The sequence below is a fragment of the Bradyrhizobium niftali genome (genome assembly GCF_004571025.1).
Taxonomy (GTDB): Bacteria; Pseudomonadota; Alphaproteobacteria; order Rhizobiales; family Xanthobacteraceae; genus Bradyrhizobium; species Bradyrhizobium niftali.
In genome coordinates, this window is record NZ_SPQT01000039.1 from 15,355 (window position 1) to 41,603 (window position 26,249).

Here is a 26,249-nt window from a genome sequence, read left to right on the forward strand (position 1 = left end):
CAGCAATCACGCCACCATCGCGGCGTCTTCGTCCTCAGCGCCATCGATGCCGCGCTGTGCGGCGAGCAGGCTGATGATCTCGATATTCGGGCGGGCCTTGCTGAACAGGAAGCCCTGGCCTTCGTCGCAGCCTTCGGCCCGGAGGCAGCTCAGCTCGGCCTCGGTCTCGACGCCTTCGGCGGTGATGGTGACGCCAAGGCCCTTGCCGAGGCTGACGATGGAGCGGATGATCGCCTGCGCTTCGCGATTGGCGCCGAGATCGCGCACGAAGGACTGGTCGATCTTGATCTTGTCGAAGGGGAAGCTGCGCAAGTAGCTGAGGCTGGAATAGCCGGTGCCGAAATCGTCCATCGAGATGCGCACCCCGAGCGCGCGCAGCGCATGCAGCGTCGCCAGCACCTGGGCGCTCTTCTCCAGCAGCAGTGTCTCGGTGATCTCGAGCTCGAGCCGCCGCGGCGGCAGGCCGGAATGCTTCAGCGCGTCCGTCACCATCGAGAGCAGATTGCCGCTGCGGAACTGGAGCGGCGACAGATTGACGGCGACGCGGACGTCGTCGGGCCAGGTCGCGGCGTCGAAGCAGGCGCGGCGCAGCATCAAGCCGCCGAGCGGATTGATCAGGCCGGTTTCCTCGGCGACCGGAATGAACTCCGCCGGCGAGACCATGCCGCGCTCGGCGTGCGGCCAGCGCACCAGCGCCTCGAAGCCGGTGATGCGGCCGCTCGATAGGTCGACCAGCGGCTGATAGTACGGCCGCAGCACGTCGTTCTGGATCGCGTCGCGCAGCTCGACCTCGGTCTTGCGGCGGCTCTGCGCCTTCGCATGGAGCGCCGCCTCGAAGAAAGCGAAGGTGCCGCGCGCATCCAGCTTGGCGCGCGACAGCGCCATGTCGGCGCTCTTGAGCAGCTTTTCGGAATCATCGCCGTCGGCCGGCGCCATCGCGATGCCGATGGAGGCGCCGATCACCACGGAATGGCCGTCGAGCAGATAGGGATCGGCGATGGCCTCGAGCAGGCGCTTGGCCAGCATCACCGCGTCCTCGGGACGGGCCAGCCCGCTCTGCACGATCGCGAACTCGTCCGAATTGAGCCGCGCCAGTGCGTCCTCTTCGCGCAGGGTGGAGCGCAACCGCTTGGCGACGCCGCGCAACAGCTTGTCACCGATCGCATGTCCGAGCGTCTCGTTGACCGCCTTGAAATTGTCCAGCCCCAGCATCAGCACCGCGACCTTCTCGGCGCTGCGGCGCGTGTGCAGCAGCATCTCGTCGACCTGCTGGCGCAACAGGTTGCGGTTCGGCAGGCCGGTCAGCCCGTCATGCTGGGCCATGAAGGCCAGCCGCGCCTCGGCGCGCTTGCGCTCGGTGATGTCCATCAGCGCGAGCAGCACCGCAGGCCGCTCGGCATAGGTCAGTTCGCGCGAGTAGATCGCAAGGTCGATCAGCGCGCCGTCGGCCTTGACGTGCTTCCAGGTGCGCGCGGCCTGCTCGTCGCTGGAACGATCGGTGGTCCAGGGCGGCTCGCTGTCGAAGGCCTGCAACGACCGGATCTTCAGCTTCTCGAACTCGGTGCGGCTATAGCCGTAATGGGCGACCGCAGCGTCGTTGACGCCGAGGATGCGCTCGTCGTCCAGCGCGCAGACGATCATGGGAACGGGATTGCCGTCGAACAGCAGGCGGAACGAGGCCTCGCGCTGCTTCAGCTCGGTGATGTCGACGCGCAGGCCGACGACGCCGCCGTCGTCGGTGCGCCGCTCCTCGATCAGGATGACACGGCCGTCCGACAGCGTCTGCTCGTGACGCGCGCCCGGCTGATAGAGCTTCTTCAGCCGCTGGGCGATCCATTCTTCCTCATGGCCTGCGGCTTCCGGATAGTCGCCGCGGGCGACGCCGACGCGCAGCGTGTCTTCGAGGCGCGCGCCTTCAGCGAACAGATCGGCGGTCTTGCTGTAGATCTCGGAATATTGCTTGTTCCAGAGAACGTAGCGGCCTTCGGGATCGAGAATCACGATGCCCTGCGGCAGCAGGTCGACGGCCTGGCGCAGCCGCTCATGCGATTTGCGCGCCTCGATGATGGCCGCTTCGGCCTCCGCGCGGCTCTGCACGAGTTCGTCGTGTTGGGCGGGCCGAAGCGAGGCGCGCGCAAAACGCGGCTTGCGCGGCGACCGGCCGGCCGCAGCACGCACGTTGCGCTTTCGCTTTCCTAGCTTTCGAGACCCCAAACTCAACTTCACATGTCCCAGTTGCGCCCTGTGGCCGCAAGTTTTGAGGCAAGTGTCTGAAAAAAAAGTAATCTTCGCCGACCTGGCCGCAGACCGCCGGCCCTGCTGTGCCTGTTTGCGAGGCGCGAAAACCGCGGCGGGCGCAGCAAACCAGTTTTCGCCGTCGCGATGGGACGGTGCGCTGGCGCAAAATTGCGCGCTCACTTGAATCATTTCCGAAATCGCGTGCGATTGCATGCGAGCCACGCGTATTTCTCACGCCACGCATGAATTTTGGTCAATGCAGCATAGGGTTATCGCGCCGTTAAAAACGGCCGGCCGATGTGGGATTTTCGATGCGGAACGTTCGATTGCGCCGCATGCGCGGGAGATCGCCATGCGAGGCCAGGCCGCCGCGGCGGACGAGCCTAATTCTTAACCCTGACACGGCGTTGGGCTATAAGGTGATCAGCATGAGTCCCCGCCGCCTCGTCTCTCTCCTGCTTTTCATGACACTCCTGACCGCCGGCGGCGCGCTGGCCCAGGACAAGGGCAGCGTCAACCCAAAGCCGCTGCCGCCGCTCGCCAACCCCAATGATCCCAGTATCGGCGCCAAGGAGCTGTTCGCGCGAAAGCTGCTGCCCTCGAAAGGGCCGGCGCATGTCATCGGCTCCTACACCAAGGGCTGCATCGGCGGCGCCGAACGGATGCCGCTGAACGGCGACGATTGGCAGGTGATGCGACTGTCGCGCAATCGCAATTTCGGCCACCCGGCGATGATCGCGCTGATCAAGCGGCTCGCGGCCAGGGCGCACAAGGACGCCGGCTGGCCGGGCATCCTGGTCGGCGACATCGCCCAGCCGCGCGGCGGGCCGGCGCTGTCGGGCCATGCCAGCCATCAGATCGGCCTCGATGCCGACATCTGGCTGACGCCGATGCCGGACCATCGGCTCTCGCGCGAGGAGCGCGAGGAGATGTCCGCGGTGATGATGGTGCGGCAGGACCGGCTCGACATCGACCCGAAGGTGTTCACGCCGTCCCATGTGCTGGTGCTGCGCGACGCTGCGCAGGAGCCGGCGGTGCAGCGCATCTTCGTCAATGCCGCGATCAAGAAGGCGCTGTGCCGCGAGGCCAAGGCCGACCGCTCCTGGCTGTCGAAGATCCGGCCCTGGTGGGGCCATGACTATCACTTCCACATCCGCATGCGCTGCCCGCCGGGCGCCGGCGAATGCGAGGGCCAGCCGTCGCAGTCCGAGGACGAAGGCTGCAAGGACGCCGATCTCGCCTACTGGTTCTCCGATGCAGTGCTGCACCCCAAACCGCCGCCGGAGCCGCCAAAACCGAAACCGCCGATGACGCTGGCCCAGATGCCGGCGGCGTGCAAGGCGGTGCTGCACGCAGCGGATGCGAAGTAGCGGCGTGCGTGTGGGCACGCTGCCGACCAAGCTCTCAGTTGTCGTCCCGGCGAAGGCCGGGACCCATAACCACAGGGAGTGGCTATGGATCCCGGATCCGCGCTCCGCTTCGCTGCGCTTGTCCGGGACGACAATGATGATTGGGGCGCGCGGCCCGGGATGACGAACTCGTTGGTTGGTTCGCACCAGCCAAATACGCTAGGATCGCCTTGCCGCTCTGCCGTAAGCCGCGCGGCCTCGTCGGGATGCGCATCCCGCCCTTCAACAAACCTGTCCGCAAGCCTCGCATCTTTTGCGTGGCCAACGATGAGATTTGACATGCGCATCCTCACCTTCGTCGCCGCGCTCATGCTCGGTGCGACCTCCGCTCTGGCTGCCGACGAGCCCAGCGGCTGCGACAAGTTCAAATGGCCGATCGAACGCGAGCGCGCCGCGCTGACGGCGCCGGACCGTGCAAAGCTCGCTTCGGGGAGCGAACAGCCGGCCCTTCCCGCGACAGCCGTCACGCTGGGCCTCGTCGCGCCGGCGGATGCCAGGCTGCCCACGCCGCCGGAGCGCGCACCGAAGGACGGCAGCTTCGCCGGCTTCACCAGCATCAAGACCGCGAAGGCCGGGCTCTACACGATCAGCCTGTCGGCCGGCGCCTGGGTCGACGTGGTCCAGGACGGCCATTTTCTCAAGCCCGTGGCCTTCAGCGGCGCGACCGATTGCGACGGCATCCGCAAGACCATGAAATACGAGCTGTCGGGTCAGCCCTTGGTGGTCCAGATCAGCGGTGCCAAGGACAATTCGCTGTCGATCGCGATCCTGCCGGCCCAATAGCTGGGTTGGTTAGACAAACGGTCGCCTTTGCCCTAAAGCCTCGGCCTGCTATCTTCGCAGCTGCGATATCCCTGCCGGCCGTAAGCCGTCGCAAGGCCCCGTGGAACAGCGCTTCCGCCCGTCGCAACGACCCCACCCAACGCCAGTTGCGCGCGTGATTTCGCGCGCGGGCTCGCACGGAGCGCACCTCATGATTCGTATCGTCGGACTTTTCACTGCTTTCGTCCTTCTCGCGGGCGCGGCCGTCTCGCCCGCCGCCGCCGAGGACAAGACCATCACCGTGTTCGCCGCCGCCTCGATGAAGAACGCACTCGACGAGATCGACGCGGCCTACACCGCGAAGACCGGCGTCAAGTTCAGCGTCAGCTATGCCGCAAGCTCGGTGCTCGCCAAGCAGATCGAGCAGGGCGCGCCGGCCGACGTGTTCGTCTCCGCCGACACCGACTGGATGGACTACGCGATCTCCAGGAAGACCATCAACGAGCCTTCCAGAGTCAACCTGCTCGGCAACAGCATCGTGCTGATCGCGCCGAAGGATTCGGCGATCGACAACGTCACCATCGCGCAGGGTTTCGACCTCGCAAAGCTCGCCGGCGACGGCAGGATCGCGACCGGCGACGTGAAGTCGGTGCCCGTCGGAAAGTATGCGAAAGCGGCGCTGGAGAAGCTCGGCGCATGGCAGGCGGCCGAGCAGAAATTCGCCATGGCCGAGAGCGTGCGCGCCGCGCTGACGCTGGTCGCGCGCGGCGAGGCCAATCTCGGCATCGTCTACTCCACCGACGCCAAGGTCGAGCCGGGCGTGAAGATCGTCGGCATCTTCCCGGCGGATTCGCATCCTGCGATCATCTATCCGGTCGCGGCGACCACGACCGCGAAGGGCGAGACCAGCGACTATCTCGCCTTCCTGCGCTCGACGGCGGCCAAGACGATTCTGGAAAAATACGGCTTCAAATTCCTGGTCAGCCCCACGACGTGATATCTGCGACTTGATGTTCGAGATCTCGCCCGCCGAATGGACCGCGATCCTGCTCTCGCTCAGGGTCGCCGTCGTCGCAACGCTGGTGGCGACGCCGTTCGGCATTGCGCTGGCATGGCTGCTTGCCCGCCATGACTTCTGGGGCAAGTCGTTTCTCGATGCGGTGGTGCATCTGCCGCTGGTGCTGCCGCCTGTCGTCACCGGCTATCTCCTGCTGCTCACCTTCGGCCGCAAGGGGCTCATCGGTGGATTCCTGGCTGACACTCTCGGCATCGTCTTCGCGTTCCGCTGGACTGGTGCTGCGCTCGCATGTGGCCTGATGTCGTTCCCATTGCTGGTGCGCCCGATGCGGCTGTCGATCGAGGCGATCGACCGCAAGCTCGAGCAGGCCGCCGAGACGCTTGGCGCGGCGCCGTGGAAAGTGTTCTTCACGGTAACGCTGCCGCTGGCGCTGCCCGGCGTGCTCGCCGGCATGGTGCTCGGCTTTGCGAAGGCGATCGGCGAGTTCGGCGCCACCATCACCTTCGTCTCCAACATTCCCGGCGAGACGCAGACGATTTCCTCCGCGATCTATTCGCTGATCCAGACGCCCGATGGCGACGCCGCTGCGGGCCGGCTCGTGATCGTCTCGATCATCCTGGCGCTGGGTGCACTGATCGCCGCCGAATGGTTCGCCCGCCGCGCCACCGCGCGCCTGCACGGGAATTGACCATGCTGCGGGTGGATATCGAAAAACAACTCGGTGAGTTCACCCTTGCAGCGACCTTCAGCAGCGAGGGCCGCGTCATCGGCCTGTTCGGCGCATCGGGCGCCGGCAAGAGCTCGCTGGTCAACATGATCGCAGGGCTGTTGCGGCCCGACCGCGGCACCATCGTGATCGACGGCGAGACCGTCGACGACACCGCGGCCGGCATCCATGTGCCGGCCTGGCGCCGCCGCATCGGCTATGTGTTCCAGGACGCGCGGCTGTTTCCGCATCTCAACGTCGCGCAGAATCTGGACTACGGAAGGCGGATGAACGGCCTGCCGTCCGATCCCGCGCAGCACAAGCGCATCATCGACCTGCTCGACATCGGCGCGCTGCAGGGTCGCCGCCCCGGAAAGCTCTCCGGCGGCGAGCGCCAGCGCGTCGCGCTCGGCCGCGCGCTGTTGTCGAAGCCGCGCCTGCTGCTGCTCGACGAGCCGCTCGGTGCGCTCGACGAGGGCCGCAAGCTCGAGATCCTGCCCTATCTGGTGCGGCTGCGGGACGAAGCCAACGTCCCCATGGTCTATGTCAGCCACGACGTCGCCGAACTGCGCCAGCTCGCCACGCAGATCGTGATGCTGAAAGAGGGGCGGGTGACGTCGTTCGGCGGGGTGAAGGTGCTGACGTGAGGCACGGTGGCTCAACTTCCACCGCTGTCGTCCCGGCGAAGGCCGGGACCCATACCGCGTGATCTATCGAGGGACTGCGGTGTAGGTACCGGCGAAGGAAGGGCAACTGCAAGTCTTCGCCGAACTTCTCCCTGTGGTTATGGGTCCCGGCCTTCGCCGGGACGACGTTGGGGAGGCGTTGCGCTTTAACGCCCCTTCCGTCGCTTCGGCTTCACCGCCCCAAACACCGCCGTCAAATCCTCGCTCGCCGGCACCGCATCGTCGAGATGCAATCGGCTCTCCACGTGCAGGAAATGCTCGCGCGAGACCGCAATCGCGCGCGCGACGTCGCGGGCGCGCAGGGCTTCGACGATGGCGCCGTGCTCGTCGACAGCGCAGATCGAATCCGTCGCCGGCTCGTAGACCGAGACCATCACGGAGGACCGGCTGAGCAGGTCGGCGAGGAAGCGCGACAGCTCGGCATTGCCGAGCGCCTCGACCAGATGGACGTGGAACGCGCCGGAGAGCCGCACCGAGGCTGCGCGATCGCCGCGCGTTGCGGCGGCGCGCTCTTCAGTGAGATGCGCGGTCAGCTTTTCGATCAGGGCATCGTCGACATGGCGGACGAGCTGCGTCAGCACGCCGGCCTCGAGCACACGGTGCGCCTCGTAGACGCTGCGGACGTCGTCGAGCGTCGGCCGCGGCACGCGGGCGCCGCGGTTGGGGATCATCTCCAACCGCCGCTCCGCCCCCAGCCGGTGCAGCACTTTCCTGATGCGCTCGCGCGACACGCCAAAGATGTCGGCGAGCGGCGGCTCGGCGAGCTTGGTGCCGGCCTTCAGCTTGCCCTCCAGCAGCGCGTGCAGGATGGCCTGATAGACCGCCTCGTCCTCCGCTGGATTCGCCTTGCCATTTCGCCTGCGCTGCGTCGCCATGGCGATAGCTAGGCCCAAAGGATGCGCAGCGTCACCTCCAAAAAATGTGCACATTTGCTGCGCGGCTGCGCAAGCCCCAAACTCGAGCGCAAATCAAGATATTGAAATTATTACAGTTTATAAAAATGTGCACATTTGGCATGGCGCTTGCTGCTGCCTCGATGCAAGCCTTACGCACAACAAACGGGACATGCCCATGCACACCCCCTCCCGACGCAGCGTTTTGAAGTCCGGCGCGGCCCTCGCCGCGGTTCTGGCGGCCCCGGGGCGCTTGCGCGCCGCGCCCAAGGAGATCGTCATCGGCGGCCCGGCGGGCGCCGCAAAATATTTCAACGCCGATCTGTTTCCGGTGCTGGAGAAGAAGCTCGACTGCAAGGTGCTCTACGAGGGCACCAATTCGCTGACCAATCTCCAGAAGATGCAGGCCGACAAGGCCGCGCCAAAGATCTCGGTCGTCATCATGGACGATCCCGTGATGCTGCCGGCGTCCGCCGAAGGGCTGATCACGAAGATGTCGGCCTCTTCCATCGCGAACCTCGGCAAGCTCGTGGACGGCTCAGTGCACCAGGACGGCATGTGGGCGAACTATCAGCGGCCCTGGGCCGGCATCGCCTATTCGACCAAGCGGATGAAGACGGCACCAAGCAAGTGGTCGGACCTGTGGGACGCGAAATATGCCTCGCGGGTGATCGTGCCGTCGCTCTCGAACACCGAAGGATTCTGGACGCTGCTCGCGGCCGCGCATCTCGAAACCGGCAAGCCCTACAAGGAGGCACAGTACGAGATCGAGGCGGCCTTCAAGAAGGTGAAGGAGCTGAAGGCGAACCTGCTGAACGTCTATACCAACGCGCCGCAGGCCATCAATCTGATGGAGCAGGGCGAGGCCTGGATGATCGGCGGCCAGTTCTCCGCCTACACGCTGATCCGCAAGGCCGAGGGCTCGCCGGTCGATCTCGCCGTGCCGCAGGACGGCGGTTTTGCGATGCCCTCCGGCATCGCGAAGGTGGCCGGCGCGCCTGGCGGCGATCTTGCCGACGCCGTGATCGACTTCTTCCTGAGCCCGGAGGCGCAGACCATCCTTGCCGACAAGGCTTTCGTCGCACCGACCAACAAGGGCACGCCGACGCCGGCGGGCTTCCCCGATCCCGCCTCGCTGTTCGCGCCGGACTGGGCGTTCGTCGCCAAGAACCGCGCCGCGTGGGTCGATCGCTGGAGCAAGGAGATGACATGAGCGGAGCCGCGCCGCATCTCGTCGTCCGCAGCATCTCCAAGCGGTACGGGCCGACGACGGTCCTCGACCATATCGACCTGACCATCCGCCGCGGCGAGCTGGTGACACTGCTCGGCCCCTCCGGCTGCGGCAAGACCACGCTGCTCCGCGCCATCGCCGGGCTGGCGCAGCCCGACTCCGGCAAGGTCGAGCTCGCCGGGCGCGACATCACCCACGTGCCGCCGCACAAGCGCAATGTCGGCGTCGTGTTCCAGAGCTACGCGCTGTTTCCGCATCTCACCGTCGCAGGCAATGTCGCATTCGGGCTGAAGGTGCGCGGCACGGCCAGGCGCGAGATCAACGCGGCGGTCGAACGCGCGCTGTCGCTGGTCAAGCTCGGGCATCTCGCCGGCCGCCGCATCTCGGCGCTGTCGGGCGGGCAACAACAACGGGTGGCGCTGGCGCGCGCCATCGCGGTCGAGCCTGATGTGCTGCTGTTCGACGAGGCGCTCTCGGCGCTCGATCGCAAGCTGCGCGAGGAGATGCAGGTCGAGCTGCGCCGCCTGCTCCAGGACGTGAAGGCGACCGCGATCTTCGTGACGCATGACCAGGACGAGGCGCTGACCATGTCCGACCGCGTCGCAGTCATGAACAAGGGGCGGATCGAGCAGCTCGCCGAGCCGCGCGAGCTTTATTTGCGCCCCGCGAGCCTGTTCGCGCTCAACTTCGTCGGGCTGTCGACGCGGATTTCCGGCACCGTGCTGGCGGCCGACAACGGCAAGGTCGATGTCGAGACCAAGGTCGGCCGCCTGTCGGCGCTCGGCAATTTCCAGGCGGGCTCCCCCGTCATCGTCGCGGCGCGCCCTGAGCAGCTGCGCCTCGGCGAACAAAGCGAGGCCAACTCCGCGGCCGGACGCGTCCGCTCCGTGGTGTTCCAGGGCTCGCGCACATTGGTCGAGGTCGATGCCGGCGCGGGCGAGAGCCTGCTCGCCGAACTCTCGGAGCGCGACGGCGCGATCCCGCGCGTGCATGACGAGATCCGCCTGAGCTGGCCTGTCACCGAGACCTTTGCGTTTCCGATGGAGGCGCAGGCATGACCGAAGCCGCCCTTCCCGCGCCCGTCGCGGCGCCAGCGGTCGATCGCGAGCGGCTCACCGCGATCGGCTTCGTGCTGCCTTCCTTCGTCATCATCGCCGGCGTGTTCGCGCTGCCGCTGGTGCTGCTGCTCGGCGTCAGCGTCATCGACGCCAACGGGCTGACCTTCGCCAACTACAGGCGCCTGCTCGGCACGCCCTATTATCTCGGGGTGATCTGGAATTCGCTGCGGCTGGGGCTGCTGACGACCATCATCGCCTTCCTGATCAGCTATCCCGCCGCCTTCGCGCTGGCGCGGGCCCACGGCGCCTTGCGCTCGGTGCTGCTGGCGACGCTGTTCCTGCCGCTCGCGGCCAGCGTCATTGTCAAAGCCTTTGCCTGGACGATCCTGCTGCGCAGCGACGGCATCGTCAACGAGACGCTGATCGCGCTCGGCATCATCGAGGACCCGATCCGGATGATCTTCACCGAGACCGCGCTGATCGTCGGCGCCGTGAACATCTTCCTGCCCTTCATGATCCTGCCGATCTACGCCATCGTCGCCCAGCTCGATCCGCGCTATGCGGAAGCGGCCTCCACGCTCGGCGCCTCGCCGATCGTGACCTTCTTTCACGTCATCCTGCCGCTGACGCTGCCGGGCATCATCGCCGGCGTCGCATTGGTGTTCTCGCTGTCGGTTTCCGCCTATGTGGTGCCGACGCTGCTGATCGGGGAAAAATACCCGACGCTCGCGACCACGATCGCAAAGGCCTATCTGCTGGCGCGTGAGCCCGGCTTCGGCGCCGCAGCCGGCGTCGTCCTGCTGGGAATCGCGATTGCCGTCGTCGCGCTGAGCGCGCGCCTGTCGCGGGAGCCGAAATGATGATTCGGGCCGCAATCGTCGTCTGCTGGGTCATGGCCATCGGCCTCGCGCTGTTCCTGATCGTGCCACTGCTGGTGATCGCGGCCGCGAGCTTCTCGCCGACGCCGGTGTTCGATTTGCCGCTGACCGGCGCATCGACGCGCTGGTATGGCCGAATCGGCCGGCTCGACGGCTTCTGGCCGTCGCTGCTGCTGTCGCTCCAGATCGCGCTGCTGTCGACCGCGATCTCGCTGGTCTCAGGCACGCTCGCGGCCATTGCGATCGCGCGCGGAAAGCTACCGGGCGCGGGCATCTTTGCGACCGCGCTGGTGTCGCCGCTGATGATGCCCGGCCTCGTGCTCGGCATCGCGCTGTTGCAGGGCTTTCGCGCCGTCGGCTTCACCATGCCCGGTGCGACGCTGCTGGTCGCGCATCTCGTGATCACTCTGCCTTACGTCGCCCGCACGATGATCGCGGGCCTTGCGCGGTTCGACTTCACCCTGATCGAGGCGGCGCGCACGCTGGGCTGCACCTATCCCGGCAGCGTGCTGCGCGTGATGGTGCCGGCGCTGGCGCCGTCGTTCCTGATCGCGGGGATTTTCTCGTTCCTGGCCTCGTTCGACAATTATCCGGTCTCGATCTTCCTCGCCGACGTCCGCACCAAGACGCTGCCGATCCGGATGCTGCAATATATCGAGGAGGCGCCCGACCCGACGCTCGCGGCGCTCTCCACCCTCATCCTGACGGGCACGGTGATCCTGCTGTTCGTCAGCGACCGCGTCGTCGGCCTGCATCGCATGGCCGGAACCTCGGACTGATCCATGAGCGAACCCAGGCATACTACCTCTCATCGCGACTTCGCCGGCTATCGCGGCAGGCCGCCGAATCCGCGCTGGCCGAACGGCGCGCGCGTCGCGGTGTCGCTGGTGGTGAATTTCGAGGAAGGCTCGGAATTCTCCGTCAATGACGGCGACGCGAACAATGAGGCGATCTATGAGGTCGTGCACCGGCTCGACGGGCCGGATTCCTGCATCGACAGCCATTTCGAATACGGCACGCGCGCCGCATGGTGGCGCATCATGGACCTGTTCGACGCGCACGGCGTCAAGGTGACGGTGAGTTCCTGCGGCCGCGCGGTCGAGCGCTCGCCGGAACTGGCGCGCGACGCGATTGCGCGCGGCCACGAGGTGTCTGCGCATGGCTGGCGCTGGCAGAGCCATGCCGACATGGACGAAGCCAGCGAGCGCGAGGTCATCGTGAACACGGTGGCGGCAATCGAGCGCGTCACCGGACAGCGCCCGGTCGGCTGGCACACGCGCTCGGCGACCTCGCCGAACACGCGGCGCCTGCTGGTCGAGCACGGCGGCTTTCTCTACGACAGCGACGCCTATAATGACGACCTGCCTTATTACCGGGACGTTGCCGGCAAGCAGCATCTGGTGCTGCCCTATGCCTTCGACACCAACGACATGCAGTACTACAACGCCTCGCGCTTCAACGGCGCCGACTTTGCCGACTACGTCATCGATGCGTTCGAATGGCTGAAGCGCGAGGGCGAGACGGCGCCGAAGATGATGTCGGTCGGATTGCATCTGCGCATGATCGGCCGGCCGGGCCGGATCGGCGCGCTGGAGCGGATCCTGGCGCATATCACGGCAAGCGGCGCCGCATGGATCGCGCCGCGCGCGGCAATTGCGCGGCATTGGATGACGGCGGTGCCGGCGGGGGTGTGAGTTGCGCCGGCCTGCGCCACATAGAAGGTGTCATGCCCCGGCTTGACCAGGGCATCCAGTACGCCGCGGCTTCTCGGCTCAATCACAATCGCCTCGGAGTACTGGATCGCCCGGTCAAGCCGGGCGATGACAGCGAGGTTGTGGCGGCGGCCCGCAAGCGATGGTGAGCCCTAAACCCCCGCCACCGACGTCCACAAATCCGCCAGCCTGCGCCGCAGCGCCTGTCGGCGCGTCAGCGGCGGCGGTGTCTCGTCGTCTTCCGGCAGACGCAGGCCCACGACATTGACGCGGCCACCGGAGATGCTGCGGGCAACCAGCACGATCTCGTCCAGCGCAAGTTCAGCGCCCTCTTTCGGCGCGCGGTCGAGATGAACGTCGAAATAGTCGGCTAGCGTCAGCTTGGCTTCGTCCTCGCTCACCTTCACGCCATAGATCTCGGCGAGCTCGGCCAGCGTGTGCTCGCCGGAGACCATGAAGTCGCCGAGCAGATGCGGGTCCGGCGCGGTGCTCGGCTGCATGTCGACGAAGAAGCGGTCGAGCGACTCGGCCTTTTCCGGCGGCGCCAGCAGATAGATGTAGTCGCCGGGCGCGATCGGATCGGCCTCCGTCGGCGTCAAGATGTTCTCGTTGCGGATCACCAGCGTCGGCTTCGACCAGGACGGGATCAGGCCGCGGCGGAAGTACAGGCTCTTGGGCCGCACCGAATAGCCGACGAGCTGCTGCTCGAGCTGGCCGGGCAGATCCAGTTCGACACGCCGCGGGCCGCGCTCGGCGCGCGGCAGCGCGACATGCAGCTTGCGCGCGGCCGGCGCCAGGGTCCAGCCTTGCAGCAGCAGCGAGATGATGACGACGACGAAGGCGACGTCGAAATAGAGATAGGCCTTGGACAGGCCGACCAGCATCGGGATCGACGCCAGGAAGATCGCGACGGCACCGCGCAGCCCGGTCCAGGCGATGAAGATCCTTTCGCGCCAGTTGAAGCGGAACGGCGCCAGGCACACGAACACCGCGAGCGGCCGTGCGACCAGCATCAGCACGAGCGCGACGGCGACAGCCGGCAGCACGCTGGCGCCGAGCCGGCTCGGCGAGACCAGCAAACCGAGCAGCACGAACATCACGATCTGCGCCAGCCAGGTCGCGGCATCGAGGAAGGTCACCACCGAATTATGTGCGCGGGTCGGACGATTGCCGATGATGATGCCGGCGAGATAGACCGCGAGGAAGCCCGAGGCGTGCATGATCTGCGAACCGCCGAAGATCACGAGCGCGGCGGTGGTGACGAACGGCGCATGCAGGCCCTGCGGCAGCGCCACCTGGTTGAGCGCGATGACGACGAGCCGTCCGCCGAAGAAGCCGACGACGGCGCCCAGCACCGCCTCCTGCAGGAACTCCAACAGCACGTGCCCCGCCGAGCTCGATCCCAGCGAGATGTATTCGACCAGCATCAAGGTGAGGAAGATCGCGAAGGGATCGTTGGTGCCGGATTCGGCCTCCAGCGTCGCGCCGACGCGCGGGCGCAGGCGCAGGCCCTGGGTGTGGACCAGCAGGAACACGGCGGCCGCGTCGGTCGAGGCCACCACGGCGCCGACCAGCAGCGACTCCGTCCAGTTGAGGTCGAGCGCGTATTTGGCGAACGGCGCCGTGACCAGCGCGGTCAAGAGCACGCCGACGGTGGCCAGCACCACGGACGGCGCAAGCACGGTGCGGATGCTGGCAAAGCGCGTCCGCAGGCCGCCGTCGAACAGGATCAAGGCGAGCGCCACCGACCCGACCAGATAGGTGGTGCGGACGTCGTCGAACTGGAGCTGCCCGGGGCCGGAATCGCCGGCGAGCATGCCGATCACGAGAAAGACGAGCAGCAAGGGCGCGCCGAAGCGCAGCGCAAGCAGGCTCGACAGGATACCCGCCATCACCAGGACGGCGCCGAGCAATATGGCGAGGCTGACAGAGTCGAGGGAGGCCATCCACCTTCCGGGTAAAAATCGCTGGATTTGCATCCTTATCGTCGCTGTACCGGCGCGCCAACCCATTTTCTCCCGCTCGCGGCAATCTGCCCGCATTTTGCGGCCTTAACGCACTTCACTTAGAGGTGTATCGATGGTCCAGCCGCGCCCTTTGTGGGAGTCTGCGGCGCCCTCGAATCAAACCCTCCCGCCCGCTTCCCGACGAGACCGCCCCGATGGACATGGACCTCAAGGACTTCATGGAGTTCGTGCAGACCACCGCGCGCAGCGTCGGGGCGGAAGTCTCCTCACCCTGGTTCTATCTGCAATTCGGCCTCATTCTGGCCGCGGCCGGAATCGCCTATGCCGCGGAAGCCGGCGTGCGCAACCGCGTCGACATGACCTCGCTGGCGATGGGCTGGCCGCTGCCGCTCCGGCACTTCGCACGCGTCATGGTCTCCAGTGCCTCGACGGCGGTGTTCACCCTGTTCGTGATCATCTCCCGCTTCGTGATGTACCATGCGACCTGGCCGAGCCGCAGCTATCTCCTGATGGTCGCCGCCAAGATGGGGCTGGCCTGGCTCGCGATCCGGCTGGTGACCTCGGTGCTGCGCAACGCCTTCATCGTCAAGCTGGTGTCGATCACGGCGTGGTTCGTCGCAGCGCTGTCCATCATCGGACAGCTCGACACGACGGTCGACCTGCTCGATTCCTTCGCGATCGTGCTTGGCGGCCTGCGGCTGACGCCGCTGCTGGTGATCAAGGCCGGTGCGCTCCTGCTGATCGCGCTGTGGGCCACCAACATCGCCAGCAATTTCGCCGAGAGCCGGATCAACTCGACCACCGATCTGACGCCGTCGGTGCAGGTGCTGCTGGTCAAGATCATCCGCATCGGACTTCTGGCCATCGCAATCGTCATCGCGCTCGGCGCGGTCGGCATCGACCTCTCGGCGCTCGCGGTGTTCTCCGGCGCGGTCGGCGTCGGCATCGGTATCGGCCTGCAGAAGATCGTGGCCAATTTCATCTCGGGGATCATCCTGCTCGCCGACAAGTCGGTGAAGCCCGGCGATCTCGTCACCATCGGCGACAATACCGGGCGCATCAGCGCGATGAAGACGCGTTATATTTCCGTCGCCGCCGGCGACGGCCGCGAGTTCCTGGTGCCCAACGAGGATCTGGTGACGCAGAAGGTCGTCAACTGGACCTATACCGACAAGAACACGCTGGTGAAGATCGCGTTCGGCACCAATTACGACGCCGACCCCAAGCTGGTCTGCAAGCTCGCCATCGAGACGGCCATAGCCCATCCCCGCGCGCAGAAAGCCAAGCCGCCGAACTGCATCCTGACCGAATTCGCGGAGGCCGGGATGAAGTTCTCGCTGACCCTCTGGCTGGCCGACCCCGACGGCATGGACAATGTCAAAAGCGACGTGATGCTGGCGCTGTGGGAGGCTTTCAAGCGCGAGGGCATCCGGGTTCCCTATCCCGTCCGCGAAATCCGCGTCCGCGGCGGCGCCCTGCCGGTGGAAACCACCGTAGAAGTCCCGAATTAGGCCCTGTTTCGGGCGCAAGAGCCACGCCCGACTTGCATGAAGGCCCGTGATCATTAGATTATGGCCCTGAAATCAAGCCCTTCCGCCGACATCGAGACCAGCCCCGCATGAGCTACGTCGAAGCCACCGATACCTCCCTGCGCAAGACCGGACAGATCAAGCTGCATGGACCGAGCGCCTTTGCCGGCATGCGCAAGGCGGGCGCGCTGGTGGCCAAGTGCCTCGACGAGCTCACCGACATCGTCGGGCCGGGCGTGCCGACCGAGCGCATCGACCAGTTCGTCCGCGACTTCGCCTTCAGCCATGGCGCCTATCCGGCGACGCTGATGTATCGCGGCTATCGCTACTCGACCTGCACCTCGCTCAACCACGTGGTCTGCCACGGCATGCCCGGCGACCGTCCGCTGAAAGAGGGTGACATCGTCAACATCGACGTCACCTTCATCGTCGACGGCTGGTACGGCGATTCCAGCCGGATGTATGCGGTCGGCCCGATCGCGCGCAAGGCCGAGCGGCTGATCGAGGTGACGTATGAAGCCATGATGCGCGGCATCGCGGCGGTGAAGCCCGGCGCCACCACCGGCGACATTGGCCACGCCATCCAGAGTTTCGTCGAGCCGCAAGGCATGAGCGTGGTGCGCGATTTCTGCGGCCATGGTCTCGGCCGCATGTTCCACGACGAGCCGAACATCATCCATATCGGCCGGCCCGGCGAAGGCGTTCAGCTCAAGCCCGGCATGTTCTTCACCATCGAGCCGATGATCAATCTCGGCAAGCCGCATGTGAAGATTCTCTCCGACGGCTGGACCGCAGTGACCCGCGACCGCTCGCTGTCGGCGCAGTTCGAGCACTCCGTCGGCGTGACCGCGACCGGCGTCGAGATCTTCACGCTGTCGGAGCGGCACGGCGAGAAACAGATCGGGTGATTTCAGGCTCGATCAAGACGTTCGAGCTTGCCGACCACGCGCCGCCATCCGACGGCGCCGTCGCGTGATGACACATCAGATGCCGAGGCGGAACGATTCAGGAGCGAAACGGATCCGCATGCGCCGCAACCAGTTTCACCAGGTCGGCCTGGCGGTGCACGCCCGTCTTGGCGAACAGATGTTGCAGGTGGGTTTTGACCGTGGTTTCGGCGATCCCGAGCGCCGCGGCGGTCTTCGACACGCCCGTGACACTCATCATGGCCTGAAGAACGCGAACCTCGCCGGGTGAGAGCTTGTAGCGCCTGGCGACCGTTTCGAGCGGCGGCGGTGCGTAGGCCGAGACCTTGCGAACGAAGATAGCGGCCACGGCCGAATGAACCCTGCCTTCCCGACGGCGGGCGCCCGAGGTGAGCGGCAGCACGTGGGCAAACCAGCCATGGTCCGACTGCTCCAGCAGCGGCACCGCGATTCCGCTAACCCCGATCGCGCTGTCGCCGTCGTTCGCGGCAACCAGGAGGTCCCGCAGGATGCGGGCTGCGTGCGGATCGGTGGCGGTCAGCACGTTTCGCGGGCGGCTCAAGACCGTTCCGCTGTCGCACAGCGCCTGGCCGGCCTCGTTGACGAACACGATCCGGCCAGAGCGATCGACGAGATAGACGCAGGAGCCGATCGCATCGAAGGCATCCGACAGGGCTGACGACCCGGCCCGGTGAACGTCGATCACGTTCCCGATCAGCACGGCGCGACGCATATGGGGGACCAACAACCGCATCCGATGGCGCATGCCATCGTCGACCAGCCCCTGCCTCTCGCCGCGAAACACCCCGAAGAGGGCGAAGCCGTTCGCCGATTTGTCGAGGGTCGCGGCAAGATGATCGACCCAGCCATTGGGTTTCGCCCACTTCTGGTAGACCGGCGTGGCGACGAATTCCTCGTAAGGCATGAGATCAGCGATGCTGTAGATGTCCCCGACCTGGAAAAAGAACTGGCTGACGGTGACGGGATCGAAGCGCACATGATCGTTGAAATACGCGGTGAGGGCGTCCGCGGGCATGTTCCAATTGTATCGGGCCGCCCCTTGCCGCGCGACGACCTCCTTAGAGTAGAGCGATGCCGCCGTTCCGCCGACGAACTGACATGTCTGCTCGAGGACGTCGGTCCACAATGCTGAATCGAGGGCGGCATCGTAGATGTCCCCGATCAGGTGCGATACCAGATCTACGTCAACCATCGTTCGGCAGCTCCATCATCCGATCGGTTGATAGCGGTATCCTGGGAGAACGGCATCCTCCGAATGGAGGATGGTATGGACGACGAGACCTTCACGCGGTCGGAGCGGCACGGCAAGAAGCAAGTCGGGTGGTCCCGGCGCGCGCCCTATCGCCGGCGGCGGAATGACGACGGCGGCCGCCTGTAGGTCGCGGCAAAAGCGTCGTTGAAGCGGCGGACGCTGCCGAAACCGGCGGCGAAGCCGATCTCCGCCAATGTCACGCTGGTCCGGTCGATCAGACGCTTGGCTTCCTGCACACGGCGGGTCGCGGCGCTCCCGCGGGGCGGTCTTTTGGACCGCCCCGCGCCGCCGTTGCCGATCAGGCGTGATTGACCTCGACGGCCTCGCACAGGATCGTCTCGGCCTTCGCCAGCGCCGCAAGGCGCTGGACATACGGCGCAAATCTCGGATCCTTGCGAAAATTCTCGATGTCCCCTGCAGTCGCCCATTGCGAGTAGTTGATCGCGCGCCGGCCCTCCTTGCTGGCGTGGACGCTGGACGAGATGAATCCGGGCTGTTTGCTGAAGAAGCTCTCGGTGCCTTCCTTCAGGAGTTGCACCAGCTTGTGCTGGTTGTCCGGCTCGACCGTGAAGACGTTGACGAGGGTCGCGACGTCGCCGCCGGTGCGAATGGTCGCTTCCATTTTCGAGCTCCTGTTCTGGCCGTGGGACGGCGCCGCTTGCGCGGCGAGCAAGACGCCGGCTCCGAGGCCGGTGGCAACGAAGGTACGACGCGAGGGCTCAGATCTGGTCCGGGACATTGATGTTCTCCTGTTGCGGAAGATCGGCTGGCCACTCGACCGGCCAACAGCGCTGAGACGAACGAGGCAGGAGAACGAAGACAGCTGGTGTGCAATTTTTTTCTTCCCGACCGTAGACGGCGCCGGGAATCCGGGCCGGCAACATCCTGACCGGCTCCCGGCGTTGCCGATGCGCGAACTCTGCTGGCCAGAGCGCGCCGAAAATGGCGTGGCCGGATTGGTAAGCCCGGGGCCAGACACTTCGTGGTTGCAAAACGCGCGCCGTCCGGCATGGTTATGCCTGATGCCCGCCAAGACCGACCACGACAAGAGCAAGCCTGAGGACGCGCCGCACTATCACGGCCATCGCGAGCGGCTGCGCGAGCGCTTCTACAGCGCGGGCGCCGATGCGCTCAGCGACTACGAGCTTTTGGAGATGGCGCTGTTTCCGGCGCTGCCGCGGCGCGACACCAAGCCGCTTGCGAAGACGCTGATCAAGACGTTCGGCTCGTTCGCCGAGGTCGTGCACGCGCCGGTGGCGCGCTTGCGCGAGATCGACGGCATCGGCGAATCCGCGATCCACCAGCTCAAGCTGATCGCTGCCGCCGCGCACCGCGTCGCCAAGGGCGAGGTCAACAGCCGCAACGCGCTGTCGTCCTGGAACGAGGTGATCGACTATTGCCGCACCAGCATGGCCTTTGCCGACAAGGAGCAATTCCGCCTGCTCTTCCTCGACAAGCGCAACCAGCTGATCGCCGACGAGGTGCAGCAGACCGGCACCGTCGACCACACCCCGGTCTATCCGCGCGAGGTGATCAAGCGCGCGCTGGAGCTATCCGCGACCGCGCTGATCCTCGTCCACAACCACCCTAGCGGCGATCCCTCGCCATCGCAGGCCGACATCCAGATGACCAAGGCCATCATCGACATCGCAAAGCCGCTGGGGATTGCCGTGCACGATCACATCATCGTCGGCAAGAGCGGGCACGCGAGCCTGAAGGGAATGAAGCTGATCTAGCCCGCAGACGCCGCCAGGAGCGCCATCGGCGTCGAGTTCGGGTTGAGGGCGTGAACAATTTTCGTTCGCGCCCTCAACTGCAACAGGCAGTCAATCCGGCGCGTCAATTCACAGGCGCCGCCAGCAACTCGTTCAGATTGGCGTCAAGCTGCGCGAGCAACTCCGGGTCCACGCCGAACAGGCCGAGATGTCCGCAGCTGCTCTTCAGCGGACGGAACTGGCTTCCCGGGATCAGACGCTGCTCAACCTCGCAGTCGCTCGGCGGGAAGAACATGTCGTGACTGATCGGCATCACGTAGGTCTTCGCCTTGATACGGCCGAGCGCCGACGCGAGATCGCCGCCGGTGTTGCGGCTCACGTCGCCTCGTTGCCACTTCCACGCCATCGCCAGCAGATCGTTTGGATCCATCGGCGCAAAGTATCCCGTCATGAAGGTATCGACGAAGGCCTGCATCGAGTCGAAGCCGAGCGCCTTGTGTCGGCCTTCGCGGAAGAAATCGGTACTCCACCCCATCACCGTCCACAGCTTGGCGTGGCGCTTGAGGCCGGCGGCGACATCGGCCGGCGAACCGTACTTGCCGCCGTTGAACCCCGGATCGGATGTAATCGCTTCGGAGAGTGTCTCGGCGAAGACGAAATCGTGCTCGGTGTTCTTGGCGGTGCCGGCGATCGGAGCGGCGCGCTTGACGAAGTCGGGATAGCGCACGGCCCATTCATAGGTCTGCTGCGCACCCATCGAGCCGCCGACGACCAGTGCGAGGCTCTTCAGACCGTATTTCTCGGTCAGAAGCTTGTGTTGGGCGCGAACGTCGTCCCCAATGCGCACTTTCGGGAAGGTCGGTCCGGCCTGCGCTCCAACGCTGTTGTTTGGTGAGGTGGAAAGGCCATTTCCGATCTGGTTGACGACGATGATAAAATACTTCGCCGGGTCGAGCGCACGCCCCTTGCCGATGTAGACCTGCTCCATGATCTTGCTCGTTCCCGAGTACCAGGTCGTAACGAGGATCGCGTTGTCCTTCGCCGCGTTCAGCGTTCCGTGGGTCGCCACCGCAAGCGCACAGTCCGGAATATGTCCGCCCTCCTCAAGCTCGAGGTTGCCGATTCTGATCGTCTCGTAGGGGCCGTGGCCTTCCTGGCCGTAGTAGGGATTTGAGCTCATTGGATGTTTCCTCCCGTTGTTGTTATCATCAGGTCATCGCAAAGCCTTGGTAGCCATTGGCCGCAAGTTCGTCGCACTGCCGGTTGTAGTTACCGACGCCGCCGATATAGGACAGCAGGCGTCTTGGCTTTCCGTCGACGTTCGAGCCCATGTACCAGGAGTCGGTTTTCACAACGAGGGTCGCGGCCGCAGTTTCGTCGTGGTGCCTGACCCAATTGTCCTCGAACTCCTTGGTCGCTTCGACGACGCCTTTGCCGTGCTTTTTCGCGTAAGCAATGCAGTCGGTGATCCAGTCCACCTGCTGCTGAAGACAGGTCGTCATGTTGCAAAGTGCGGCGGACGGAGCGAGCGGCGCGCCGGTGGTGAACAGGTTGGGATAGCCGTGCACCTGCAGCCCCATCGCGGTGCGGATCTCGTCCTTCCACCTGTCCTTCAACGAACGGCCGTCGCGGCCGCGGATGTCGATGCGGCTGAGAGCGCCCGAGCCGGCGTCGAATCCGACGGCCAGGATGATGATGTCGGCCTCATGGACCTTGCCGTCGGAGGTCTGGATGCCGTCGGGCACGATGCGCTCGATCGGCGTCTTGCGGCAGTTCACTGCATCAACATTGTCCTGCAGGTAGGCCTCAAGATATTTGTTCTCGAGAGGTACGCGATGCGTGCCGAATCCGTAATCGGCTTCGGACGGAATCAGCACATCGCACAGCTTCGGGTCATGCCGCAGCCGCTTGCGCATCTTGTCCCGCACGAAATCGGACACCACCGCGCTTACCGCCTCGTCGAAGAACATTTCCGGGAACGTCGCAAGCCACATCGAGAGCGACCCGTCGTTCCAGTACTTCTCCAGCACCTGCGTACGCTCGTCGGGCGTCAGTTCGGCCCAGGGGCGGTTCTCAAAGTCATAGTCGAAGCCCGCGAAGGTGGAGCGCACGCGGGTCTTCAGCTCATTGAACCGGCTACTCCAGCGATCCCAATCCGCTTGCGAATATTTCGGGTTCTTCATGGGCACAACGTATTGCGGCGTGCGCACGAACACCTTCATCGACCCGACTTCGGGTGCGATGGTCTGGATCACCTGGATGCCGGTGGCTCCGGTGCCCACCACGGCGACCCGCTTGCCTTTGAGATCGATCCCCTCTTTCGGCCAGAGACCGGTATGGGTGATCACACCTTTGAACGTGGACTGGCCCGGGAAGCGGTCGTTCAGAGGCGCCGACAGCATACCGCAGCAGGCCAACAGATATTGCGTATCGATGCGTTCGCCATCGGAGGTGACCACATCCCAGCGGCCGTCCTTCTCCCGATAGGTGGCGGACTCGATCCGGGTGCTGAACTGGATGTCCTTCTTGAGATCGAAGCGATCAGCGACGAAGTTCAGCCACTGCTCGGTCTCCGGCTGCCCTGGAAAACGCTCGCTTGGCTTCCACGCTTTGTACAAGTCCTCGGAAAACCAATACTGGTACACCTCGACCTGAGAATCGAAGCGCGCACCGGGGTAACGATTCCAGTACCAGGTTCCGCCGACGCCGGAACCCGCCTCGAAGGCGCGGACCTTCAGCCCCAGTTGCCGCATGCGGTGCAACTGGTACAGACCCGCGATGCCAGCCCCGATAACGACCGCATCGAGGGTCGTCTTTTTTGCTCCGTTCGATTCTCTGGACTTGATTTCAGCCTGGTCCATTTCCCTCTCCTTTTGTTTTTAAGCTATGCACCGTGCCGCTCGACCGAATGGGCGGAGTGGCGTCTCCTTGGCGATCCAACGGAACTGCTGGGCAGGTCTCAGAGCCCCGAAGGGTCTCGAGCCGCTCACGCATCGCCAGCGGAAGGCGCCGGAAACTAGTTGCCCCGAGGCACGGCGCGCTTGAACGAAGCCGACCTTTCTTTGGACGAATTGCGTGTGCGGCGCAGCGAACGCGCCGGGCGAACCAATACATTTGGCCAAATGCAAAAAGCGCCGTATCCTGCGCTACCGATCCCACATCATGGGAAAGAAGAGCCGGCGAACGGCCGCCAACCATGTGGAGGCTGCGCCATGAGCAAGTTCATTGCGGTCGAGGAGCTTCCGCAATACGCACCAGGTGAACTGAAGCTGGACAGTTCGGCGGTCGGCCGGCCTGATTTCCGCATGCGGGTATTTCGCTATGCGCCGTCCGACATTTGGGTCCCCCCGACGGAAGACTTCCTGATCGTCGTCTACCGGCAAGGAGCCACCGCGATGAACCGTCGCGTGACCGGCGCATGGAAGCAGGAGCGCGTCAGCCGCGGCATTACCACGCTGCTGACCCGCGCCGAGCCTTCGCATTGGCGATGGGCAAACGATATAGAGGTCAGCCACTTCTACATTTCACCGGCCTACATGATGAAAACCGCGAGCGAGGCTTTCGATCGTGACGTCGGCGCCATTGAACTTCATGACCTGCTCGGAATCGATGACCCCGTCCTGAGCTGGATCAACGAACAAATGGCTCACGAAGTCGCCGCCGGCGGTCCAGGCGGAAGACTCTGCTACGACGCGCTGTCGCTCCAGGCCAGCATCCACATCATACGAAAATACGCCGCGGTGAAGTTCAAGATGCCTTCCGCGCAGGGACACTTCAGGCCGGCTCATGCCCGGCTGATCGAGGATTATATCCAGCAGAACATTTCCCGAAACATCACGCTCGACGAACTAGCAGCCATCTGCAACTGCACGCCGATTCAATTCGCCCGCAAATTCCACGCTCATTACGGGATACGCCCTCACGCCTTTGTTCAGAAACAGAAAGTCGAACAGGCGTGCCGGCATCTGCGACGGGACAATCTGGCGCTCAAGGAGATCGCGCTCCTCAGTGGCTTTGCCGACCAGAGTCATCTGAACAGGGTCTTTCGCCGCTACCGCAATTGTACGCCGGCTGAATATCGCAAGGGTGCCTCGGGAACCTGAAGCCGCTCCAGTCCCGGCGGCAGCGACCCAACCTTCGTCAAAGTCGGTAAGGCTTACCTTATCCGATCAACGAGCTTGATGCATGGGATCAAGGGAATATGGTGACGAGCCATGCGCCAAAGCGACCCCACGTAGATGTCGATGAGGGAGCGTGAGGATCACTCGGGAGCATGGAAGACCGCTCCCAATCGCCGCCTCCAAATCAATCAATGACCCCAATGTATTCTTTAGTTTCAATACAGTAGCTGGACTCCGCGGCTTGGTCCACAACCCTCGGCGATCCCTCGCCATCGCAGGCCGACATCCAGATGACCAAGGCGATCATCGACATCGCAAAGCCGCTGGGGATTGCCGTGCACGATCACATCATCGTCGGCAAAAGCGGGCACGCCAGCCTGCGCGGCATGCGGCTGATATAGCCGTTCGCGAAGCGAACGTCCCTCAGTGGAAGAAAGCTCGGGCAGCTTCCGAAATAGCTTCGGACGCCTGACGATCGTCGATCGAAGGCCGGCCATCGCCAGCGTGAGGTCCGTAGTTCCCGAACTGGCTATGGACCATGCCTGCGATTCGAACAATTTGAGCATCAGCCGGCAATTCCACGGCGTGCTGCTTGATCGTCTCAGGTGCCATGATGCCATCGCGATCCGCCACGATGGCGAGCACTCCAAGCCGGGACTTCGAAATATCGGAGCCACAATAGGTTCCGAACAACACAATCCCCTGAAGATCGTCGCGGTGTTTGCTCGCATAGTAACAAGCTGCGGCGCCTCCAAGTGAATGCCCGCCCACATACCAACGCTCGATCCCGGTCAACTCCTTGCGCATATCGTCGGCTTGCCCGATCGAGAAGGCTGCGATGTTGAGTCTCGGCCGTCCAATGACGATATTCACCCGGGCTTTGCTGGATAGCGCGACAAGCTTTGAGAGATATGCCTTCGGCTCGATCCGGAGGCCCGGATAAAACAAGAGTCCAATCGCAGACGGGGCAGCGGACGGGCGAATGACAATGAAACCATCACGCTCGCTGATCACAACGCGAGAATCGTTCAGGGCGCGGGCCTGCGCCAGAGGGTCCGCTCTGTACGCATCGAGCGCCCATGCGATGAAACCGCCCCCCAGGAGCGTGGCAAGTCCTGTGCCCACGCCGATCATCAGCAGCTTCTTCACGTCTAATCCTCCTCCAGGAGGCTGCCGAGTCGATCGAGGCGACGCTCCCACGACGTCCGGTGTTCTCTGATCCAGTGCTCCAGGGTCTCGAATCCCGACGTATCCAGGCTGCACATACGTACGCGCCCCTTCTTGTGGGACTTGAGCAAGGCACAGGACTGAAGAATGCGCAGATGCTGGGTCACGGCCGTGACGGTGATACCGAGCGGCCTGGAAAGGTCCGACACGGACATTGGACCGGCACTCAAAAGACGAATGATCCGACGGCGCGTAGAATCACCAAGGGCATCCAGGATTCGATCGACCCTGCCGATGCGCAAGGCCATGGACGTGGCCATTGACACGGTCCTCCGGTTTTCCGTGCAGGTGCCTAAACGACCGGCTCAAGTCGATCGAGCAGAGCGCGCCATCCAGCCTCGCGAATTTTGGGACCGTCCGCACCCTCGAAGAAGACGGCCTGATGGGTCAGGACCAACAGCGTCCCCGAATCCTTTGGACGGAATTCCGCGGTCACGAGGGATGCGGATATGCGCCGCTCTCCTAACGTCATCGTGGAAGCCGTAACAACGCGGCGATCGGCAACTACATCCAGAAAGTGCCCGTCGTAGGTGAGCGCGACCGAGGCGAAAGGCGTGCCCTTCTTGAAGCGGTATTGGGCGCGCTCTCGCCCTCCAACGGCAAAATCCATGCTGAAATGCTCGACGTCGTGGTCAGGGCCTTCAGCAAACCAGCGCCGCTTCTTGGACGCGTCGGAAAAAGCCGCGAATACCTGGATCGGCGACTTGAGATACATGCGCTCGATGACAAACGTGTTGTCGACGATGGATTGATCGGTCATTGCCACCCTGCTCATTAGTGAAGTCTATACTTCAGTATAAGCGCGGCGCGATAGTCAAGTGGCGACTTCAGTATCAGAACCGTCTGCATGGAGAAGCCGGCGATTTGCGCACGCTGAAGCGCGGGATGCGGTTGATCTGA

25 protein-coding genes and 1 pseudogene are annotated in these 26,249 nt (G+C 64.6%); 15 read left to right on the forward strand and 11 right to left on the reverse strand.

Going from position 1 to position 26,249, the window contains the following annotated elements; all coding sequences use genetic code 11:
* Positions 1–6: 6 nt before the first annotated feature.
* Positions 7–2,178 carry an EAL domain-containing protein gene (locus E4K65_RS41290; RefSeq protein ID WP_135178981.1) on the reverse strand — a complete coding sequence of 724 codons (2,172 nt, stop codon included), beginning with the start codon at positions 2,176–2,178 and terminating at the stop codon, positions 7–9.
* Between the two features lie 488 nt (positions 2,179–2,666).
* On the opposite strand from E4K65_RS41290, the gene mepA reads away from it, so the two are divergent.
* From mepA to modC, 5 genes are all read left to right on the forward strand, one after another.
* On the forward strand, positions 2,667–3,608 hold the full coding sequence (gene mepA, locus E4K65_RS41295; protein WP_167771572.1) for a penicillin-insensitive murein endopeptidase: 942 nt from the start codon (positions 2,667–2,669) through the stop codon (positions 3,606–3,608).
* A 318-nt stretch (positions 3,609–3,926) separates the two neighbouring features.
* Positions 3,927–4,430: a hypothetical protein gene (locus tag E4K65_RS41300; RefSeq protein WP_167771573.1), complete on the forward strand. Its 504-nt coding sequence runs from the start codon at positions 3,927–3,929 to the stop codon at positions 4,428–4,430.
* 190 nt (positions 4,431–4,620) lie between these two features.
* Positions 4,621–5,406 carry a molybdate ABC transporter substrate-binding protein gene (modA, locus tag E4K65_RS41305; protein ID WP_135178984.1) on the forward strand — a complete coding sequence of 262 codons (786 nt, stop codon included), beginning with the start codon at positions 4,621–4,623 and terminating at the stop codon, positions 5,404–5,406.
* Between the two features lie 13 nt (positions 5,407–5,419).
* Complete coding sequence (gene modB / locus E4K65_RS41310; protein ID WP_135179022.1) at positions 5,420–6,115, forward strand: molybdate ABC transporter permease subunit; 696 nt, start codon at positions 5,420–5,422, stop codon at positions 6,113–6,115.
* Positions 6,116–6,117: 2 nt separating this feature from the next.
* Positions 6,118–6,780, forward strand: coding sequence for a molybdenum ABC transporter ATP-binding protein (gene modC / locus E4K65_RS41315; protein WP_135178985.1), 663 nt, complete (start codon positions 6,118–6,120; stop codon positions 6,778–6,780).
* Between the two features lie 185 nt (positions 6,781–6,965).
* Here the strand turns inward: modC and E4K65_RS41320 are convergent, their stop codons facing one another.
* Positions 6,966–7,694 carry a GntR family transcriptional regulator gene (locus E4K65_RS41320; protein WP_135178986.1) on the reverse strand — a complete coding sequence of 243 codons (729 nt, stop codon included), beginning with the start codon at positions 7,692–7,694 and terminating at the stop codon, positions 6,966–6,968.
* Positions 7,695–7,890: 196 nt separating this feature from the next.
* Between E4K65_RS41320 and E4K65_RS41325 the strand changes: the two genes are divergently transcribed.
* Genes E4K65_RS41325 through E4K65_RS41345 form a run of 5 tightly spaced genes read left to right on the forward strand, consistent with a single transcriptional unit; the run spans position 7,891 to position 12,573 of the window.
* Positions 7,891–8,925: an extracellular solute-binding protein gene (locus tag E4K65_RS41325; protein ID WP_135178987.1), complete on the forward strand. Its 1,035-nt coding sequence runs from the start codon at positions 7,891–7,893 to the stop codon at positions 8,923–8,925.
* Entirely contained in the window at positions 8,922–10,001 is a 1,080-nt protein-coding gene (locus E4K65_RS41330) for an ABC transporter ATP-binding protein (protein ID WP_135178988.1), read from the forward strand. Before E4K65_RS41325 ends, E4K65_RS41330 begins: the two co-directional genes overlap by 4 nt.
* A complete protein-coding gene (locus E4K65_RS41335) occupies positions 9,998–10,861 on the forward strand; it encodes an ABC transporter permease (protein WP_135178989.1) in 864 nt (287 codons plus the stop codon). Before E4K65_RS41330 ends, E4K65_RS41335 begins: the two co-directional genes overlap by 4 nt.
* Entirely contained in the window at positions 10,858–11,658 is an 801-nt protein-coding gene (locus E4K65_RS41340) for an ABC transporter permease (RefSeq protein WP_235885954.1), read from the forward strand. Before E4K65_RS41335 ends, E4K65_RS41340 begins: the two co-directional genes overlap by 4 nt.
* Before the next feature lie 3 nt (positions 11,659–11,661).
* Entirely contained in the window at positions 11,662–12,573 is a 912-nt protein-coding gene (locus E4K65_RS41345) for a polysaccharide deacetylase family protein (protein ID WP_135178991.1), read from the forward strand.
* 170 nt (positions 12,574–12,743) lie between these two features.
* Here E4K65_RS41345 and E4K65_RS41350 read toward each other — a convergent pair whose 3' ends face one another.
* Positions 12,744–14,537 carry a potassium/proton antiporter gene (locus E4K65_RS41350; protein ID WP_135178992.1) on the reverse strand — a complete coding sequence of 598 codons (1,794 nt, stop codon included), beginning with the start codon at positions 14,535–14,537 and terminating at the stop codon, positions 12,744–12,746.
* 215 nt (positions 14,538–14,752) lie between these two features.
* Between E4K65_RS41350 and E4K65_RS41355 the strand changes: the two genes are divergently transcribed.
* Positions 14,753–16,069 (forward strand): mechanosensitive ion channel family protein, encoded by a 1,317-nt coding sequence (locus tag E4K65_RS41355; RefSeq protein WP_167771574.1) that lies wholly within the window; start codon positions 14,753–14,755, stop codon positions 16,067–16,069.
* A gap of 107 nt (positions 16,070–16,176) precedes the next feature.
* On the forward strand, positions 16,177–16,995 hold the full coding sequence (gene map / locus E4K65_RS41360; RefSeq protein WP_027548020.1) for a type I methionyl aminopeptidase: 819 nt from the start codon (positions 16,177–16,179) through the stop codon (positions 16,993–16,995).
* A 97-nt stretch (positions 16,996–17,092) separates the two neighbouring features.
* On the opposite strand, the gene E4K65_RS41365 is transcribed toward map, so the two are convergent.
* The 3 genes from E4K65_RS41365 to E4K65_RS41375 form a co-directional block, all read right to left on the reverse strand.
* The gene (locus tag E4K65_RS41365; protein ID WP_135178993.1) at positions 17,093–18,226 is read right to left on the reverse strand and encodes a helix-turn-helix transcriptional regulator; all 1,134 of its coding nucleotides are present in this window, start codon (positions 18,224–18,226) and stop codon (positions 17,093–17,095) included.
* Between the two features lie 146 nt (positions 18,227–18,372).
* A complete protein-coding gene (locus E4K65_RS49635) occupies positions 18,373–18,615 on the reverse strand; it encodes a helix-turn-helix domain-containing protein (protein WP_283813928.1) in 243 nt (80 codons plus the stop codon).
* Positions 18,585–19,025 (reverse strand): antibiotic biosynthesis monooxygenase family protein, encoded by a 441-nt coding sequence (locus tag E4K65_RS41375; protein WP_135178994.1) that lies wholly within the window; start codon positions 19,023–19,025, stop codon positions 18,585–18,587. The genes E4K65_RS49635 and E4K65_RS41375 overlap by 31 nt, the downstream gene beginning before the upstream one ends.
* A gap of 283 nt (positions 19,026–19,308) precedes the next feature.
* Here E4K65_RS41375 and radC point away from each other — a divergent pair, with 283 nt between their 5' ends.
* On the forward strand, positions 19,309–20,022 hold the full coding sequence (gene radC / locus E4K65_RS41380; protein WP_135178995.1) for a RadC family protein: 714 nt from the start codon (positions 19,309–19,311) through the stop codon (positions 20,020–20,022).
* A 103-nt stretch (positions 20,023–20,125) separates the two neighbouring features.
* Here radC and E4K65_RS41385 read toward each other — a convergent pair whose 3' ends face one another.
* Together E4K65_RS41385 and E4K65_RS41390 are read right to left on the reverse strand one after the other, a co-directional pair.
* Positions 20,126–21,181, reverse strand: coding sequence for an alpha/beta fold hydrolase (locus E4K65_RS41385; RefSeq protein WP_135178996.1), 1,056 nt, complete (start codon positions 21,179–21,181; stop codon positions 20,126–20,128).
* A gap of 28 nt (positions 21,182–21,209) precedes the next feature.
* A complete protein-coding gene (locus E4K65_RS41390; RefSeq protein WP_135178997.1) occupies positions 21,210–22,862 on the reverse strand; it encodes a flavin-containing monooxygenase in 1,653 nt (550 codons plus the stop codon).
* A gap of 351 nt (positions 22,863–23,213) precedes the next feature.
* Here E4K65_RS41390 and E4K65_RS41395 point away from each other — a divergent pair, with 351 nt between their 5' ends.
* On the forward strand, positions 23,214–24,104 hold the full coding sequence (locus E4K65_RS41395) for an AraC family transcriptional regulator (protein WP_135178998.1): 891 nt from the start codon (positions 23,214–23,216) through the stop codon (positions 24,102–24,104).
* A 275-nt stretch (positions 24,105–24,379) separates the two neighbouring features.
* Positions 24,380–24,523 (forward strand): annotated as a pseudogene (locus tag E4K65_RS41400) (JAB domain-containing protein); the annotation flags it as partial.
* 22 nt (positions 24,524–24,545) lie between these two features.
* Here the strand turns inward: E4K65_RS41400 and E4K65_RS41405 are convergent.
* Genes E4K65_RS41405 through E4K65_RS41415 form a run of 3 tightly spaced genes read right to left on the reverse strand, consistent with a single transcriptional unit; the run spans position 24,546 to position 26,109 of the window.
* The gene (locus E4K65_RS41405) at positions 24,546–25,271 is read right to left on the reverse strand and encodes an alpha/beta fold hydrolase (protein WP_135179000.1); all 726 of its coding nucleotides are present in this window, start codon (positions 25,269–25,271) and stop codon (positions 24,546–24,548) included.
* A 2-nt stretch (positions 25,272–25,273) separates the two neighbouring features.
* Entirely contained in the window at positions 25,274–25,609 is a 336-nt protein-coding gene (locus tag E4K65_RS41410; protein ID WP_198033867.1) for an ArsR/SmtB family transcription factor, read from the reverse strand.
* A 32-nt stretch (positions 25,610–25,641) separates the two neighbouring features.
* The gene (locus tag E4K65_RS41415; protein ID WP_135179024.1) at positions 25,642–26,109 is read right to left on the reverse strand and encodes an SRPBCC family protein; all 468 of its coding nucleotides are present in this window, start codon (positions 26,107–26,109) and stop codon (positions 25,642–25,644) included.
* Positions 26,110–26,249: the final 140 nt, after the last annotated feature.